Annotated in this window: 17 protein-coding genes; 9 read left to right on the top strand and 8 right to left on the bottom strand. The window is 61.9% G+C overall.

All coding sequences use genetic code 11. From position 1 onward, the window contains the following. The first annotated feature begins 330 nt into the window (after window positions 1-330). Window positions 331-576, top strand: a complete 246-nt coding sequence (locus tag U1708_RS18560) for a hydroxyisourate hydrolase (RefSeq protein ID WP_254687249.1) — start codon at window positions 331-333, stop codon at window positions 574-576. After that, window positions 530-706 carry a hydroxyisourate hydrolase gene (locus tag U1708_RS18555; protein WP_254687248.1) on the top strand — a complete coding sequence of 59 codons (177 nt, stop codon included), beginning with the start codon at window positions 530-532 and terminating at the stop codon, window positions 704-706. The genes U1708_RS18560 and U1708_RS18555 overlap by 47 nt, the downstream gene beginning before the upstream one ends. A gap of 257 nt (window positions 707-963) precedes the next feature. Here the strand turns inward: U1708_RS18555 and U1708_RS18550 are convergent, their stop codons facing one another. From U1708_RS18550 to U1708_RS18525, 6 genes are all read right to left on the bottom strand, one after another. Beyond that, window positions 964-1512 (bottom strand): GNAT family N-acetyltransferase, encoded by a 549-nt coding sequence (locus U1708_RS18550; protein ID WP_151992012.1) that lies wholly within the window; start codon window positions 1510-1512, stop codon window positions 964-966. Between the two features lie 210 nt (window positions 1513-1722). Beyond that, a complete protein-coding gene (locus tag U1708_RS18545; protein ID WP_332747556.1) occupies window positions 1723-2778 on the bottom strand; it encodes a patatin-like phospholipase family protein in 1056 nt (351 codons plus the stop codon). Between the two features lie 104 nt (window positions 2779-2882). Further along, window positions 2883-3329: an acyl-CoA thioesterase gene (locus tag U1708_RS18540; protein WP_165954596.1), complete on the bottom strand. Its 447-nt coding sequence runs from the start codon at window positions 3327-3329 to the stop codon at window positions 2883-2885. A 1-nt stretch (window position 3330) separates the two neighbouring features. Continuing rightward, the gene (locus U1708_RS18535; protein ID WP_332747553.1) at window positions 3331-4476 is read right to left on the bottom strand and encodes a Dyp-type peroxidase; all 1146 of its coding nucleotides are present in this window, start codon (window positions 4474-4476) and stop codon (window positions 3331-3333) included. Between the two features lie 227 nt (window positions 4477-4703). Continuing rightward, complete coding sequence (locus U1708_RS18530) at window positions 4704-5399, bottom strand: hypothetical protein (protein ID WP_133192355.1); 696 nt, start codon at window positions 5397-5399, stop codon at window positions 4704-4706. A 23-nt stretch (window positions 5400-5422) separates the two neighbouring features. After that, window positions 5423-6331, bottom strand: coding sequence for a catalase family protein (locus U1708_RS18525; RefSeq protein WP_332747549.1), 909 nt, complete (start codon window positions 6329-6331; stop codon window positions 5423-5425). An 18-nt stretch (window positions 6332-6349) separates the two neighbouring features. On the opposite strand from U1708_RS18525, the gene U1708_RS18520 reads away from it, so the two are divergent. The 3 genes from U1708_RS18520 (at window position 6350) to U1708_RS18510 (ending at window position 8247) form a co-directional block, all read left to right on the top strand. Further along, entirely contained in the window at window positions 6350-6529 is a 180-nt protein-coding gene (locus U1708_RS18520) for a hypothetical protein (RefSeq protein WP_332747546.1), read from the top strand. Between the two features lie 76 nt (window positions 6530-6605). Further along, window positions 6606-7247 carry a TetR/AcrR family transcriptional regulator gene (locus U1708_RS18515; RefSeq protein ID WP_254687245.1) on the top strand — a complete coding sequence of 214 codons (642 nt, stop codon included), beginning with the start codon at window positions 6606-6608 and terminating at the stop codon, window positions 7245-7247. Window positions 7248-7602: 355 nt separating this feature from the next. After that, window positions 7603-8247 (top strand): recombinase family protein, encoded by a 645-nt coding sequence (locus U1708_RS18510; protein WP_133192378.1) that lies wholly within the window; start codon window positions 7603-7605, stop codon window positions 8245-8247. 23 nt (window positions 8248-8270) lie between these two features. Here the strand turns inward: U1708_RS18510 and U1708_RS18505 are convergent, their stop codons facing one another. Beyond that, a complete protein-coding gene (locus U1708_RS18505; protein WP_240699135.1) occupies window positions 8271-9704 on the bottom strand; it encodes a transposase in 1434 nt (477 codons plus the stop codon). Between the two features lie 345 nt (window positions 9705-10049). Here U1708_RS18505 and U1708_RS18500 point away from each other — a divergent pair, with 345 nt between their 5' ends. The 4 genes from U1708_RS18500 (at window position 10050) to U1708_RS18485 (ending at window position 14666) form a co-directional block, all read left to right on the top strand. Further along, complete coding sequence (locus U1708_RS18500; protein WP_151992504.1) at window positions 10050-11234, top strand: tyrosine-type recombinase/integrase; 1185 nt, start codon at window positions 10050-10052, stop codon at window positions 11232-11234. A 640-nt stretch (window positions 11235-11874) separates the two neighbouring features. Further along, the gene (gene repC / locus U1708_RS18495) at window positions 11875-13227 is read left to right on the top strand and encodes a plasmid replication protein RepC (protein WP_151992016.1); all 1353 of its coding nucleotides are present in this window, start codon (window positions 11875-11877) and stop codon (window positions 13225-13227) included. A 240-nt stretch (window positions 13228-13467) separates the two neighbouring features. Next, entirely contained in the window at window positions 13468-14298 is an 831-nt protein-coding gene (locus U1708_RS18490; RefSeq protein ID WP_332747538.1) for a replication initiator protein A, read from the top strand. Window positions 14299-14390: 92 nt separating this feature from the next. Then, entirely contained in the window at window positions 14391-14666 is a 276-nt protein-coding gene (locus tag U1708_RS18485) for a hypothetical protein (protein ID WP_151992018.1), read from the top strand. Here the strand turns inward: U1708_RS18485 and U1708_RS18480 are convergent. Then, window positions 14633-15580 carry a lytic transglycosylase domain-containing protein gene (locus U1708_RS18480; RefSeq protein ID WP_328799505.1) on the bottom strand — a complete coding sequence of 316 codons (948 nt, stop codon included), beginning with the start codon at window positions 15578-15580 and terminating at the stop codon, window positions 14633-14635. The two genes, U1708_RS18485 and U1708_RS18480, sit on opposite strands and share 34 nt — an antisense overlap. Between the last annotated feature and the right edge of the window lie 88 nt (window positions 15581-15668).

The following is a 15668-nucleotide window of genomic DNA, read 5'->3' as shown; positions in this document are numbered from 1 at the left end:
CTTCAGCTGCTGGCCCGGCAGGCCGCGCCGGCCTGATACGCGGCGCATCCTCCGGTGTCCGGCGTCACCAAACATCCGCCACGCCGATTTCGCGCAGGCCTTTTTCAACGGTCTCGATGAGTTTGGATACCGCCCCGCCACGAAACACAGGCGACGGAGCGGTACCAATTGCCGAAATACGCCGGCGTCCCCTTCTCGCAGACGAACCTTGGCAGCGTGCAAGTGCCTCAAGGGTGTCCCACCACCACCTTCGAGAGAGAAGGTGTTGATCGGGTGAGGTGTAAGCGGGCAGACGCCAAAAGCCAAGCTTCAGGCCCTTTGCGGCGCTCCGTGACTGCCGCGGAAATCTCGACACATGTGCTCGACCTCGCTAGCGTTATCGGAAAGCGTGACGTGCCGATGGTTCTGCTCAGGAAAAGCGACAAAGGCCGGTGGGATGAGACCAGGCTTAGCCGGACTGACGAGAACGGCCGCTCCCGCTCGTTCGGCGGGCCGTCGCGGTTCGCGCCCGGCACCTACAAGCTGCGATTTGAGATGTCGGGCTACCCGGACGCGAAGGCGGCGCCATTTTCTTAAGATAGATCTCGTATTTCGCGTCAACGACCCCGCCGCGCACTACCATGTGCCCGTCATGGTCAGCCCCTGCGGCTATTCCACCCTGGCAACCGACGAGCGATCACGCCTTGATCGCTGCTTCCGAACTTAGGCCCGATAAGTTCGTTCTCGAGCGAGCACAGGTAGTCGACCACGATGCCGGAATCGTAGCCGAGCATCGCAATGAAGTGAGCGCCCATGTCGCCGTATACGCGACCACTATCAGGAAGGGAGTGCCCATGATCACAGGACCGCAATGTAACGCGGCGCGTGTGCGGGTCGTTATCTGGCGCTCCAACGAATGGAACAATCAGGTATACGGGACGCCATGGGAGAGAGCGAGAGTAAGTCGGGGCAAATGTTACCGCATCAATTTGCAAGATTCTTGTCATGTTTCGGAGACAAGTCTGAGATGCTGCGGGTCATCCACCGCGCCTCGGGGCCATAGGTGGCGATCTTGAGGGATAGCTCGGGCGAGACGGGTTCTTCTGCAAAGCCGAGAGCGCGCCAATACCCAGCAGCCTTCTCTACGGCGATCAATTCCGCCTGAAGAAGTCCGTCGCGAGCCGCCGATGCGACCGCGTGCCAGACAAGGGCTCGCCCGATGTTCAAGCCCCGGCCGGCGACCGAGACTGCGAGGTCATGGACGAACAGCACCTCGCCAGCCGTATCGGAGAGGACGCTTCCAACCGGCGGAGGTGACTGGCGGATCCAACCATGAGCCAGAAGGTACGCGATGACTGCACCGTCACGCTCAGCCACAAAGCAGTAGGATGCACTTAGCCTGAGGCGACTGGCGAACGCTTCGGCGTCCTCGTGCAGAAACGCTGGGTACGAAATCGCTTGGAGGATCAGCCCGGCGGGCAGGTCGCTTGGCTCGAACCGTCGGATAGCTGGACGGGAAGGAATGCGCTGCATGCGTAATTGTACCTTCAGCGGCCATGTGAAAAGAAAGCAGGTAAAGCTTCAGGAAACGAGCCTTCCCGAGAGCGCAATTAGCAATGAATATCAGTCCTATTGGCGATGTCCCCTACTTCGCATTGCGGAGCCTATCTGGCGATTATCTTCACGCCTGCTATCTCGATCTTACGCTACTTCAGACGGACGATCCATACCGGCATAATGCCGCTAGCGATGATCGGGATGATCTGCGATGAGAAGATCGGCCGTTGTGGGCGGTGCTTTCAGCCACGTGCCGGCGCGTCCTCGCTCCACCCCATAAGCATACAGGCGGCGCATGTACCCCCTCTCGAATAACTTGTCGCTTGGCGCGACGTCGTTCCCGATGAACGTCACGTTCCAGTCGATGCCATGGCGATGCGCATAGACGTAGCTGGTATCCGCCAGCGTCAGCAGCGCCGCCTGCTGGTTGAGCGCGAAGGCGCGTTTCAGGATCGGGACGAGCCGGGGCTTCACCATCTGAAAATCGCCACCGAGCCGGCTGTTCATTAGCAGGTAGACATGCATGCGGGCGGCATCGTCGATGGGTACATCGCTTACCGCAAGGTGCGGCGGGATCGCAAGAATACCTGCGGTGGTCCCGCCATCGGCGTGAAGCTCGCGCACGTGTGCGCCACCTGCGGACGCGTCAATCACCACCGGCGGGAACACGACCGGGATGGACGATGAGGCAAGCAATACCTGGCGGAACAACGCCACCTTGTTCGGCAGCGCGCTGGAGGCGATGGCCCCCATGTCCCAGATAACGCTGCGTTGCGCATCGAGATTGGCGGTAGCGACAAACAGGCGTCGGCCCTTCGCCTGCTCCTCGGCGATGCGCGCCACAAGCTCCGGCGTCACCTCACGGGCGATCAGCTTCGCAAGCGGAGCGGTGGAAGCAACACTGGTAGAACCCGGGATCGCAAGCGGGAAACGGGGGTGAAATATGTCCTTGGCGGATACGCTAGTGTAGAAACGGGCGATCGAGGCATCGCCTTCCTTGCCCAAAAAGGCAAAGGGAGCGATCAGCGCGCCGGTGCTGACCCCGGTGACGATGCTGAACGCCGGACGCGTACCGCTCTGTGTCCAGCCGTTGAGCACGCCGGCGCCATAGGCACCCTCGTCCGCGCCGCCTGATAGTGCCAACATCGTCACTGGCTGCCCTGCCGACACGTCGGGTCGCATCCGCTGCGCGGCGTCCGGCGCATCCGCCCAGAACCGGGCTTGCGGCGCACCAGCGATCATGGCTGTGGCGCTTTGCGCTGCGGTGAATGGCGCACGGTCGAGTGTAGTGCACCCTGCGACGAACGCCAATGCGGTGATCGCGTTGGAGCGGAGGAACAGCCGTATCATGATGTGGCTCCAGCGGTCGCGACCGCTTCGTCTTTGAAAAGACGGAAATGGCGGGCAAGATCGGGGCGGATACACTTGAGTTGTCCCGACGCACGATCAACGCATATCATCGTGGATTTAATCATTGCCACGCATTTCCCGTGACGCTCGAAGCGAGTTTCCAACTGAGCGCAACAGCTTTGATAGCCGGTCACGCGCACCACAGCGATGAGCAGGTCGTGCAGCACAGCCGGCCGGTTGTATACCACGTCATGCCGGTGCGCGACCCAGGTCAGTGCTTTCACCTGCCCGAGAGGGGCCGTTTTGCGCCACAAAGCACCGATCGCCTCCTGCATCCACATGAGGTAAATGGCATTGTTCACATGAGCGAGATTATCGATTGCGCCTGGACCCGCCCGGATGGGATGGGGGTACTCGACATAGTGGCCGGTATCCTGCTCCATGTCAGTTCCACGATTCCGCAGCAATCCACCGCAAGGCGGTGAGCGAAGGCATGAACATATACTCGCCGCCACGCAGCCGGTTGAAGGTGGTAACGCCATCGATACGACTACGAGCCGGCTCGGCAGGAATGGTGAAGCGACCCGGCTCGTCGTGTAGGCCAACGATGGGATCGCGCTCATCGCCCAAGTCGATGAAATTACCGCGATTGATCCATTCCTGCTGCAGGAATTCGATCGTATCGAACGCACGGGCAGAGATGAAGATGAAGAAGATGCCGCGATCGTCCCGACTATCATCTGCGGCGGTCAAGTCGGCCGACCATCTCGGTCCGAAGGTCGAGGAACGGCGAATGATCCTGTGAATGTTTTCGTCTGTCAGAATCGTCAGCCGCTCGCCACGTGGATTAAGGCGTCGCATGTGCGCGCCGTGCGGGCACACAGTTCCGGACTTGTCGCCCGAAAAGTCGAATTCATTACGCCGCGATGGATCGGCACCCAGCACTTCGTCGTCGCGAGTCGGCGACAGGATCAGCGGTGCACCCGATCTCCAGCGGCCGAACATCTTGGCGGCCAACAGCTCCTGCGCCGCCTCATCCTTTGCGTGGCCGCGCACGAAATCGTTGAACGCCCCTGGGCGACTGTCGTACTTACGCAGCACGACATAGGAACCGTTTCGCCCCAGCGCGTCAGGATGAGGTATCTGCAGCGGCGCTCCCGTTTCGCTGTCCTCGCCGAGGATAAACTCGCCCGGCGCGATTGCGCGTTCCTGTCCCGGCTGTGGATCGACCCCGGCTCCCGCGACGGTCGGCTGTGACACTGAGTCACGAAAGCCGAATGGGTTCTTAGCATCTGCATCAGCTCCGAAGCGGTGCGTTCCGATCAGCGTCACGCCGCTCGACGCATGATATTCGGACATCGCCCGGTCGGTCGCTTCGTCGAGCCGGGCCTGATCGGACGCGAAGATGGTGAGCGCGATGTGGCACTGATCGTGGCGATAGGCTTCCTCCCACTGCTCGGGAGCATTTTCGCCCGCGTCGCGCAACTGGTCCGCGCGCGCCGCCATCCCTTGGCGGAACGACAGGGGAAAGCTGGCGAGCGAAGCATTGGGCACCCCAAGCGCCTTCAAACCGGCGTGGCTGATCGCCACGCCGGTCCATGCAGTAAGTTCTTCGGTCCAGTCTGCTGCAGCGGGGATATGCGGCGCGAGCCGTCGTAAGAGATCGCGACCACCCGCGGCGTCGTCGACGTGGAGCATCGCATGTATGCCGACATAAGGTTCAGGTCGCGCACGTAGGATCAACGCTTGGATGTCATCCAGTTGGAGCGTCACACGGTCAGGGCGGAAGCGGTCCTTGAGGTGCTGGAGGATACCCATCAGTAATCCACCCCGTGGGGCACCGACACCTGGTTCGACAGCAGGGCCAGCGCGTCCCGTGTCGCAGGATCCGCGGCGGTGTTGCTAGCCATAGAATCGAGGAAGGCATCAAGCGCCGTCTCCATACGCTGGAGGCGCCGCACGTCCACGACCGTCACCTGCGGGTTGGCAACGAACCAACCGGCTGCGTCGATCTGGTGATCGGCGATAAAATCCTTGACGGCGGCCGATGCAATACCGGGCCACCCTTCGATATTGGCGAACAACAGGTCCATCAACTCAGGGATCTTCGTCGCGAAGTCGTTGATATAGGTATCCCAATCACCGTCGTACGCCGTGGCGAACAGGATGCGCGTATCATCATCAAACAGGACGAAGCGCATGTCGTGAAGCGTGGACACCTTCTGCGCGCCGTCGAAATTGCCGCCGGTCAGGTTAAAGATGCGGCGCAGCCGGTCGGCGCCACCGGGCTTCAGCGTCGCGATTGCTGTCAGTTCGGACACGTTGCCCGATTGCCGCCCGGCTCTCCCCGCCGACCCGGCAGTACCCTTCAACAGCGGATTGTGATTGCGGATCATGCCCTCGATCGCAATTCGGGCGAGTGTCGGGGCATCGGCAGCTATTTCTGCAGCGACGCGACGAAACTCTGCAAGACGACTTTCGTCGTCGAGCCGGGGATCTGTGGTGTCGGCCATGGATGATGTCCTTTCGATACGAATCAATCCGGAATTTCATCGAGCGAACGCGGTTCGCGTCGAGCCACGGCATTCAGTCTGTGCCGCTGGCCCGAAGATGATTCGTACGCTGCCTTGCGGATCCGCATGATGCCGCCGAGCGGCCGGTGCGTTGCAACTCCGTTCCACGGATTGAAGGCGAGGTGATCGTCCCCGTGCACCTGCCTAGCCGGGGCGTAGGCATCCTGTGGAGGGAAGGTCAGTGTCGCGATGGCGCGATGCGGCGAGAGGGTAGCATCCCAAAGGACTGCCGCGTCCTCGACTGGCATCGTATTCGGATCGACGCAGAGTTGCGCGCGTAGTTCATAGGTGGCGCCGGCGTGGCGGAAATGGTCGACCACGGCGTCGCGCATGGTCGAAAAGCCCGCTTCGACTTGCCGTCCGGTCAGTTCGGCCACCGCTCCAACCGGTGCCAGCGACAGCTTCGCAACATAATCGCCGTAGCGAATAGCCGCCTGCGTGTGGAATGTCTCGCCCAGCATGTGCGCGTGGTCGCGCGCCAGTCCGTCGAGCGTGGCACCGGGGGAAGCACCCAGTGCTTCCAACGCGCCCTTTACGCCGCGGGCGGCAGCGGCGATCAGCCTCTGCGCCGCCTCAGGCGCATCCGCGTTCTTTTCGAGCAGGCCTAGCATGACCTTGTATTTGGCAATCGTACCGAAGGCGAGAGTCGGAAAATTGACCATCAGGAAATCCTGATTGGCTCCGCCGAGATCGGGCGTAAGGCGCTCGCCCCCAACGCCAATGACCTTGAGCGCGAAGCCACGTGGTGCTGGCACCGAATCGCTGTGAATATCGCCCGGTGCCGATGACAGCCGGGCCACGATCTCATGTTCGCAAGGGTGGGCGAAGATGCCTTGGGCCAGTTCGGCCGGGAGGTCCGGATGAACCGTCATCTGCCCTTTCAGGATTGCATGGCTCTTCGCATGTGCATCCCGATGCGCATGACGATGCCGCTCCGCATGGGCAGCCTGCGTCGCCGCCATCTGAGCCACGATCTCTCGCGTCAGCGCAGCCTCGTCCGGCTGCTCGACCTCAAGATCGTCGCGATAGGCAATGGGGCGGCTGGGTATCACGCGTGGCAGCTTTCCTAGACGAGAATGCCTGTAACATATCACCTGATATATTAGTTGCAATGCCGGCGCGGCTGTTGCCCTCGGACCTAACAGATTGCATTCCGGTCTGGTGGAATACGAGGCAACACTAACGACGCGGGGGATGCCAGGCCGCAGGAAGCGTCCCGAGATGCGGATGGAGACGCGGGCGCGACTGCTAGACGCCGCGATCGGGCTGATCGTCGCGAGCGGGGTCGCAGCCGCCTCGATCCGCGGCATCTGCGAACGCGCTGGCTTCTCGCAGGGCGCATTCTATTCGTATTTCGCCAGCAAGGACGATCTTCTCTTCACGCTGGTCGAAGAGCACATGGCGAGCCTGGCCCGAAAGCTCGACACGTTGGTGGCGGATACCCGTCATCAAACCGCAGAGTCCATCTTGGATACGATCGGGCGCAGCCTGGATGCCCTGTCCGTTGATGCGCGTCATTCCGTACTGATGGTTGAGCTTCACCTTCACGCACGACGCAATGCGCCATTCCGCACGCGCTTCGAACCGGTCAAGGTCGCGTACGAGGCCGCCTTCGCCGACGTCACCTCCCATCTGTTGAGGCGTACCGGCCTGACGCCAGCGATGCCGAGCATCCAACTGGCGCGCATCCTTCTCTCGCAGTGGTCCGGTTCGATCCTTCAAGAAGTGCACGATCCCTCTCCCTCGACCCAGATGCGTGAAGTGTTTGCCGCACTTGTGAGAAACTGACGCCGAACGTCCCCGGCCTGAAGGGCCGACAGGATATGACAACTTGTCACTCACGATCAGGGTCTGCCTCGTCCACGGTGCCACGGCAGGATGGCAGCAGGGCAACCCGCAGATCAAGCCGAAGCGGTTGGAGGCTGCTTCCGGTCCGGGTACGCACTCCCGAAGCAGACCCCAACCGCGCATTGCAATGACGCGCAGGCGCTCATCGTGATTGTCACTGGGCAACAAGAAAAACGACCGGTTTTCTGGCGGTAGCAGCTTTTGCCTCGATGGCGCCCCCTGGAGATCGGAAAACCCGTTGCGGAAACCACCAACACATTGCAGGGTGGTGGATATCTTTTCTGGCGGGGTAATGATGCTCATTGGATATGTGAGGGTGTCCAAGGCTGACGGATCGCAAACACTAGCGCCGCAGCGCGATGCGCTGCTCGCCGCTGGCGTCGATCCCTCACGCATCTATGAAGATCTCGCTTCGGGCCGCCATGATGCGCGTCCCGGCCTGACTGCCTGCCTCAAGTCGTTGCAGCCCGGTAATACACTGGTCCTCTGGAAACTGGATCGTCTCGGGCGCGACCTGCGGCATCTGGTCATCACTGCCGAGGCGCTGCGCGAGCGTGGCATTGGCTTGAAGGTCCTCACGGGTGCCGGCGCGCAGATCGACACTACTACCGCCAACGGTCGCCTCGCTTTCGGCATTTTCGCCGCCTTTGCCGAGTTCGAGCGCGAACTGATCGCCGAGCGCACACAGGCGGGCCTTGCCGCGGCGCGTGCCCGGGGGCGGATGGGTGGACGACCCCGCAAGATGGATAAGGCGACGCTGGCGATGGCGATGGCCGCAATGTCCGATCGCAATGCGATCGCAGCCGATGTCGCACGGCGTCTCGGGATGACGACGACGACGCTCTATATGTACGTAAATGGTGACGGCACTCCCAAGGCGCCGGGCCAGGCGCTGCTTGACGGTGTACCGTACCGCAAAGAACGACTGCGCGCCGCGTGATGAAGCGGATCGTGCCTCAGCAATCAGGAATATCGCCGAGCTGGCGGGACGATCACGTCGTGTTCGATCGATCGGGCCGAGATTGCAGCTGGGGTCAGGGCCGCGGGAACGCAGGCACCCCGGCGTGGCTTGCCCGTCAGCCGGTGTGGACGCGCCAGAATCATAAGGTTCATCACCGCCGCGCCGATCAGGAACTCTTCTTCCGCTCCGCGGATGCCGCGCAGGTGAAGCCGCCTCATGCCGTGCTTGCCCTTGGCGTCAGCGAAGAACCGTTCCACCCCGCGCCGCAACCGCATCGACCGCTTGTAGAGGCCGGTTTCTACCTCGGCTCTGGCAAGATCGCGGACGTCCTCATCATCCAGACGGACCAGAGTACGACGCCGCGCCGTTGTGCATTTCTTCCGAAGCACGCACGTCTCGCAGTCTCGGGCATCGGCGGCATAGCGATGCACGCCGGTGGGCAGATGGAAGGCGTGGTGCGGGAGCGGCTTGCCAGTCGGGCAGATAAAGCTGTCGGTATCCCGATCATAGGTGAAGGCTGTTCTTGGCAGCTTGCCCTTGGTCTGCTGCGTGCGGTCGATCACAGGGATGTGCGGGATTGCACCGTGGTCCCGCACGAAGCCGAGGAAGTGGGCGCTGCCATAGGCCTTGTCGGCCGCAACCCGCTTGGGGTGGTAATCGAAACGATCGGCGGACCGCCCGAGCATGACGCGGCCGGCATTGACCTCTTCCGCAAAGCGAGCGGGCGTGGCCTCGATATCGAGCGCTACGCCGCTCGGGGTGTCGACGAGCGCGTTCAGTGCATAGCCGAACCGCGCACGGCCCGGTCGCGCCGACCAAGCTGCAGCCGGGTCGGTCCGCGATACGCCGTCAAAGTCTTTGGAGCCGCGCGGCTTCGTAACAACACTGCTCTGATCGCTCAGCCACTCACGGACCGGGCGACCTGCGTTGGCCACGTAAGGCAAGTAGCCGGGAATCGTCTTGCGCTGCCAGCATGCGTCAGCCTCGATGAACGAGGCGTCGATTGCGGCATCCTTACCGCCAACAAGACCTTCGCCGATGCAGCGTCGAACCGTGCCCTCGAACAGGGTCCGGAACACGCCGGCGTCGCGGAAGCGACCGTGCCGGTTCTTGCTGAATGTCGAGTGGTGCGGAACCTTGTCTCCTGGTGCGAGGCGGCAGAACCAGCGGTAAGCCAGATTATAACGCAACTCCTCACACAGACGCCGCTCGGATGGGATCGCGTAGATACGACCGATCAGCGTTATCCGGATGAGGAGTTCCGGGTCGATCGATGGTCGTCCCCGCGTGCTGTAGTGACCAGCCAGCGCTTGCCTGAGTTCGCTCGTCTCAAGACATCGGTCTATGCGACGCAGCAGGTGGTCTGTGGGCAACATGGCTTCTATGGTGCGGCAGGACGCCCCTTCCCGCCCACCGCGACAGGTTGGTCCCATCATGGCGCTGCTCCTCTGAGTAGGGTCAAAACGAAGGAGCAACCCGGCATGTCCCGCATTTTTCAACAGGCCCGATCGTTTGCGAGAGATGCGGCTGCGCTCGCGCAAAGGGAGCCGCGCGGCTCAATCGGCGCCCATGGCTGACTGCGAGCATGTCACGAGTGGGTTAGATGGCTCCGTCGCCCACTATTTTAGGTGCAAGTCCACCGTCTCAGGTGACGATCGCACGGTGCAGAACGTCCACCCTATTAGGGAAACCGACAGCTGTTCGGCTACTGATTCAGGATCGAACCAGGACCGATCGACCAGAACGAGCGAGCCTGATCCACTTTGCGAGGCGGCGCAGTGATGGTCACAGATAGCGAGCCTGCGTACCACGACGATGAGATCGTCGCATCGTTCTTGGTCACGGCTGCGAACGAACCGGCAGGCCCAACACCCAAGGATGATCGTCCGGCCGATCTCGACGCGATCATCAACGGAGCACTCACTGTCCTCGACCGCGTCGAACCTCAGGACCTCTACCTTCCCGATCTTGCGCCCGACGACCAAGAGCGCGTCGACCAGTTCCTGCGCCGCGGCCGCGCCGAGGCGACGCTGCAATCCTATCGATCTGACTGGGACCTGTTCCTCGCCTGGTGCACTGAGCGCCGCTACCGTCCGCTACCGGCAACGCCGGCAACCGTCGCCGCATTCCTGACGGAGCTCGCCACGTCGGGCTTCGTGCCGGCAGCTGACCAGTTCACCAAGACGGGCAAGCTTCGTATGCGGCGGGTGCCGAAGCCGCTGACCAGGGCGACAATCGACCGCCGTCTGGCGGCGATCGTCTTCGCGCACCGGATGGCCAAGATCGAACCGCCGACGTCGCAGCCCGGCGCGGGCGACCTGGGATTGGTCGTCGGCGGCATCCGCCGAACCAAGAAGGACGACGAGATCAACAAGAAGCGCGCGGCCGATGGCGACATCCTACGCGACATGCTTCGCAGCATCACCGGCGACGATCTGCGCGCACACCGCGATCGCGCGCTGCTTGCGATCGGAATGGGCGGAGCGTTCCGCCGTTCGGAGTTGGTGGCGATCACCGTCGCCCGCGTAACACGCGACGCCGAGGGGCTGACGATCCAGGTAAAGTCGTCCAAGACCGACCAGTTCGGCGAAGGCCAAGGCGTCGCCGTGCTCGACGGACCGAGGCTCGAGCCGGTGCGACACTATGAAGCATGGCTCGAACAGGCCGGAATCACGTCCGGCCCGGTATTTCGCAAGCTCACCCCACAAGGTCGGCTCACCGATAAGCCGATGAGCACCAAAGGCGTGGCGCTGGTGGTCAAGGCGGCCGCGGCCGCTGCTGGTTATCCGGCCGAGCTCTTCTCAGGTCACTCGTTGCGGGCAGGCTTTCTTACCGAGGCGGGACGCCAGAACGCCAACCTATTCAAGATGAGGCAGCATAGCCGGCATGCCTCGATCGACATGGTGGCGGAATATGTTCGGGACACGGAACGCTACCGCGATCACGCTGGGAAAGGCTTCATGTGATGAGGGGCCGGAAGACCCGGGTGGTTGTTCGCCGGTACTGGCGTCGGATAGCCGAATTTACAGAAATCACTTTCTGCAGCCGATAGATGGTTGGATCATGGGCATCATGACGATGCTCGTGACGTGGTCGGGCTTCCTTCAACCTGCAGTACCGCTACTCGCGATGAGCCTAGCGAGATAGATGTACTGAAAGCACGAGCCACGCATAGCGCCCGCGAATCCGGAGCCGCAAACGCTCGCAACGGTGTGTAATCGGGTTACACGCCCCCTTTCAGCCCCCTTGCCCGTCCCTCGCGCCACATAGAAATACTGAAAGCACGAGCATTTCTGGGATAGATTAACTGAAAGCACGAGCCACCGTGCAGGACGAGCAGCGATCGCGCCGTTTACGCTGCTCACGTCGTCCGCGTCTGGTCAGTTCAGGCTCGCTGCGGCCCCGCGATCACCCGATCGCGTGTCACCAAAAAGGGGAAGCCGTGCAGAAAAGAAAAACCCGGCACTAGGCCGGGCTTTTCGGAACCTCGGAAAAGGTCGTGTTGCAACGTCCCCTTAGCCGAGTCCCAATGACGCAGCAATAAGAAAGCGCAGTTCGCGCCACGGACTTCTGCGTCCGCACGGCATCCCAAAGGGGATTTGCCGAATGAACTCCTATGCTTACGCTCCGGGCGCCGGCCATAGGCGTCTTGATGAACGCACAGCTGCAACAGACCAGCTTGCGCAGCAGTTCGAGGGACTGCCGGAGGACGTCAGCCACCGGCAGGTCCTTACCGTCTTCAAGCGCGCAGCGCCTTACATCGGCATCCCTCCCCGCCTAGTCCACGCTGTCGACACGCTGATGAGCTGGTCGCGCTCGATCGATTGGGCGGACGGTCAGCGCCCGATCGTCTTCCCGTCCAACGAGAAGTTGACGCAGAAGCTCGGCATAGGTGTGCGTCAGGTGCAAAAGATGCTCGGCGCTGCGGCACGCCTCGGCCTAATCACACACCGAGATAGCGCGAACGGCAACCGGGTCGGTGCTCGTGGGAAGGACGGCCGGCTAATCTACGCCTACGGCATCGACCTCAGCCCTCTTGGCTTGCGATACGAGGAGTTCATGGCGGCCGCTACCAAAGGCGCCGAGGCGGATCTCCGAATTAAGGTGCTTCGCCAAAGACTGGCTGCGGCGCGGCGTCGTATCAGGACGCTTGCTCAGCTCGTTGATGACGAGCGGATCGACAGCATCGACGCCAGAACGGCTGTCGAGATCTCGCTTCTCGCAACAAGCCAGATGCGCCGCGTCCGTGATGAGGAGCTGTTGAGCGCTTGCGTCGACCAGATGGAGGCCCGGGCCGATGATCTTGCGAAGGCCGTCGCAGTCGCAACGCAGGGCTTTCCTGACCCTTTGATTCCACAAAAAGATTCGCCCTCGGGCGACTCTGACGACGCCCCCATTACAACTACAAAACAACCTAAAACTGCTAAAGCAGCTTACAGTAATGGCTATCCGGAAAAAAGTAGCAGAACGGAGTACGACGTCCGTTACCAGCAACCTCAAACCGAAGTTGAGGCCGACTTGGCGAAACACGGTGTTGATCCCGAGTTCATCGCCGCCGTCATCCCGGAGTTCATGCTTACCACCACGTCGAGACCGACTTGGGGTGATCTGATCAACACAGCAGAGCGATTGGTCGATCAGGCGGCGATCCACCGAAACGTGTGGCACGAGGCCTGTCGCCTTATGGGTCAAAAGGGCGCTGCAGCGTCGGTGATTGCAACCGCCCACAAACACATGCGGGGAGATGTCGATCGCCCAGGCGCCTACCTTCGAGGGATGAACAAGCACGCTGCTTCCGGGCAGCTCAACCTTGGCAGAACCTATCACGGGCTGAAGGACAGCGTCCGATCCGAAGGAATGCGGTCACTTGCGACAGGGTCGGATTCACGCTCGATTGGACAGCTTGCCGCGGCGGCGCTGGGCCTCGCTCGGGCCGGCCGCACTCAACGCTTGCTATGAGAAGATAGAAATACTGATAGCACGAGACGTGCCCCCCTGCCCCACTCTCTTAAGAGGGCGCGGCGATGTTAGCCGGGGCCACGACCGTGCAATCCTCGTGCTTTCAGTATATCTATGTCCTTCTGGGGTGATCGATAGCGCGAGCCGGGGTATGATCCTTCAGGAACTTGGAAGGGAGCGACGATGGCCAGGTCGAAAGCCATGCCGCAGCAAATCTCGCTGTTCGACATGGATAGCCCGTTGCACGGCAAGGTCCGCGGCGAGCGCTCCATTATGCACTTTCCATTTTTCGTGCTGTCGAAGAACCCCCACATGGAGCGCATCGAGTACCGTCGCGATAACGTGACGATCGAGATCCGCCCGAGCGACACCGGCGTTGCCACCATGTGGGACAAGGAGATCCTGCTCTACGTTGCCTCGCTGATCGCGCAGTCGATCGCTGACGGTCAGCCAGCCCAGGAAGAGGTGACCTTCGCAGCGCACGACTTTTTCCGGATCACAGGGGTCGAGCGTCCTTCGACTCGCGACTATAAGCGGTTCGCGGAAGCCTTGGAGCGGCTGCAGGGGACGCAGATCAAGACGAATATCGAGACCGGTTCCAAGATCGACCGGGGCTGGTTCTCATGGCTCGCTGAGGCTCAGGTCGAGTACGAGAAACTAGCCAACGGTGAGGAGGCGTTGCGGTATGTCCGTATCCGCCCCTGTAACTGGCTTTTCCGTGCGATCCAGCGCGACCAGCGGATGTACCACTACCACCACGACTATTTCCGGCTCGGTCCAATTGAGCGGCGCATGTACGAGATTGCGCACTGCTCGGGCGAGCCGATCGAAATGACCATCGAGGAGTTGCATCAGCAGGTCGGCTCGATGGGGCCGATCTCGCGGCTGAAGAGCCTCGCAAAGGAAATCCAGGCGGAGAACCGGCTCCCGGATTACGACGTCACCGTTATCAATACGATCACGGGCGAGCGCGTCGATGCGGTCGGTCGAACCCGCAAGACCAAAGGCATGGTAATCCAGATGCGGCCCAAGCACCGCACCGCCACAAAGCCCCAAGCGCTGGTGGCCTAGGCCCCCTCTCCTGTCCCGCAGAACGTTACGCAACGGGAATCGCTTCTCCTCCGTTAAGCCGGTGCCAAGGGCGTTGACGTTAAGGAGCGCTTATGTCGCAAGCTACCCTCGACGCCTGGATCTCACTCTACGCCGCAGTCGGACTGCTCGTCGCGATGTGCGCGATCATTGCAGGGATCAAAACGGTCCACGACTATCGCTCGGGAACCAGGACCCTGGCCACGACCACGGTGATGGACAAGGTTCTCGCGGCTCCCCGCGTTTGGGTTCGTTGGCAGCTCAATTACCTGCTCGGTGCGCCGGCGATACTCGCGATCGCCATGCTTTACGCCAATCACCTCGGGTTCGCGACGCTCGTCGACGTGTAGTTGAAAAGCTGGGCGCCGCGGAAGGTCGGCACACTAGTCGATAGTGACGCCGTCTGGATCGTGGCCGTCCTGAACGCGCTCGCGCTCCAGCCCCGCGTGATCGCTGAGACGTAGCCGATCGTCTCGCGAAACGGCGGGATACGCCCGTTTAGACGAACCCGACCCGGTCCTGCGTTGTAGGCCGCGAGCGCCAAGTCCACCCTCTTGAACTCGTCCAGATGCTCGCGAAGGTAGCGGGCCCCTCCCCTCAGGTTCTGCAGCGGATCGCGGGAGTTGAATACGCCAAGGTAAGCCGCGGTGCCCGGCATCAGCTGCGTAAGGCCCACCGCACCTTTCGGCGAGACGATCTGCGGATTGTACTGGCTCTCCTGCGCAACGAGCGCATCGAACAGCCCGACGGGAACCCCTGCCTCGCAGGCGACGGCCGAGATCAGCGGGTAATAGCGTGCGCGCCGCTGCTCGAGGTACATGGGTAGGTCCCCCCGGGGACGGTACGGTGAAATCGAACACGCGGCCGGGCTGTAGAGATACGGTGCCACCGCAGCCGCAGCCGCGAGACCCGATGTCGTCACCTTTCCGGTCCTCATCCAAAGGGGCACCGGGATGGACGACCGCTCGACTGGAGCCATTGCGATCGCCGGCGCGAACGACGGAGGCGGCGCCATGCCCGCGAAGTCCTGAGCAAGCATTTCCGCCGAGAGCGCCGTCGCCTCGTTGGGAAGAGCAGCCGGGATCTCGATACCAATTGGCTTCTTGCCCACCTCGATTACGACACCGTCACCGACGTTTCTGAACGGCACCAGCTCGACCTGCTGAGCGGCAGCGCTGGTGATCGTCGCTGCGCCGGCAGCGACGCCGATCAGTAAGTTCGCAACAAAGGTCAGCCTGTTCGCCATGGCGGCAAGGGACCACACCCCTTCAGGCCTGACAACGTGGAATATTTTTACACCATTGCAGTGCAGAGCGCATTACACAGCGCGGCGCAAATCAATGTGTAGTGCG

It is taken from the genome of Sphingomonas arabinosi, assembly GCF_036663715.1.
Classification (GTDB): domain Bacteria; phylum Pseudomonadota; class Alphaproteobacteria; order Sphingomonadales; family Sphingomonadaceae; genus Sphingomonas.
This window is presented reverse-complemented; position numbering and strand designations above follow the sequence as displayed.

Excerpts from the sequence above, each read along its gene's own strand:
- U1708_RS18520 (WP_332747546.1), top strand. The coding sequence starts at position 6,350 with ATGGCTCTTCGCATGTGCATCCCGATGCGCATGACGATGCCGCTCCGC.
- U1708_RS18530 (WP_133192355.1), bottom strand. The coding sequence starts at position 5,399 with ATGGCCGACACCACAGATCCCCGGCTCGACGACGAAAGTCGTCTTGCA.
- U1708_RS18545 (WP_332747556.1), bottom strand. The coding sequence starts at position 2,778 with ATGATCGCTGGTGCGCCGCAAGCCCGGTTCTGGGCGGATGCGCCGGAC.
- U1708_RS18505 (WP_240699135.1), bottom strand. The coding sequence starts at position 9,704 with ATGATGGGACCAACCTGTCGCGGTGGGCGGGAAGGGGCGTCCTGCCGC.
- U1708_RS18500 (WP_151992504.1), top strand. The coding sequence starts at position 10,050 with ATGGTCACAGATAGCGAGCCTGCGTACCACGACGATGAGATCGTCGCA.
- U1708_RS18540 (WP_165954596.1), bottom strand. The coding sequence starts at position 3,329 with ATGGAGCAGGATACCGGCCACTATGTCGAGTACCCCCATCCCATCCGG.
- U1708_RS18525 (WP_332747549.1), bottom strand. The coding sequence starts at position 6,331 with ATGACGGTTCATCCGGACCTCCCGGCCGAACTGGCCCAAGGCATCTTC.
- U1708_RS18510 (WP_133192378.1), top strand. The coding sequence starts at position 7,603 with ATGCTCATTGGATATGTGAGGGTGTCCAAGGCTGACGGATCGCAAACA.
- U1708_RS18485 (WP_151992018.1), top strand. The coding sequence starts at position 14,391 with ATGTCGCAAGCTACCCTCGACGCCTGGATCTCACTCTACGCCGCAGTC.
- U1708_RS18550 (WP_151992012.1), bottom strand. The coding sequence starts at position 1,512 with ATGCAGCGCATTCCTTCCCGTCCAGCTATCCGACGGTTCGAGCCAAGC.
- repC (WP_151992016.1), top strand. The coding sequence starts at position 11,875 with ATGAACTCCTATGCTTACGCTCCGGGCGCCGGCCATAGGCGTCTTGAT.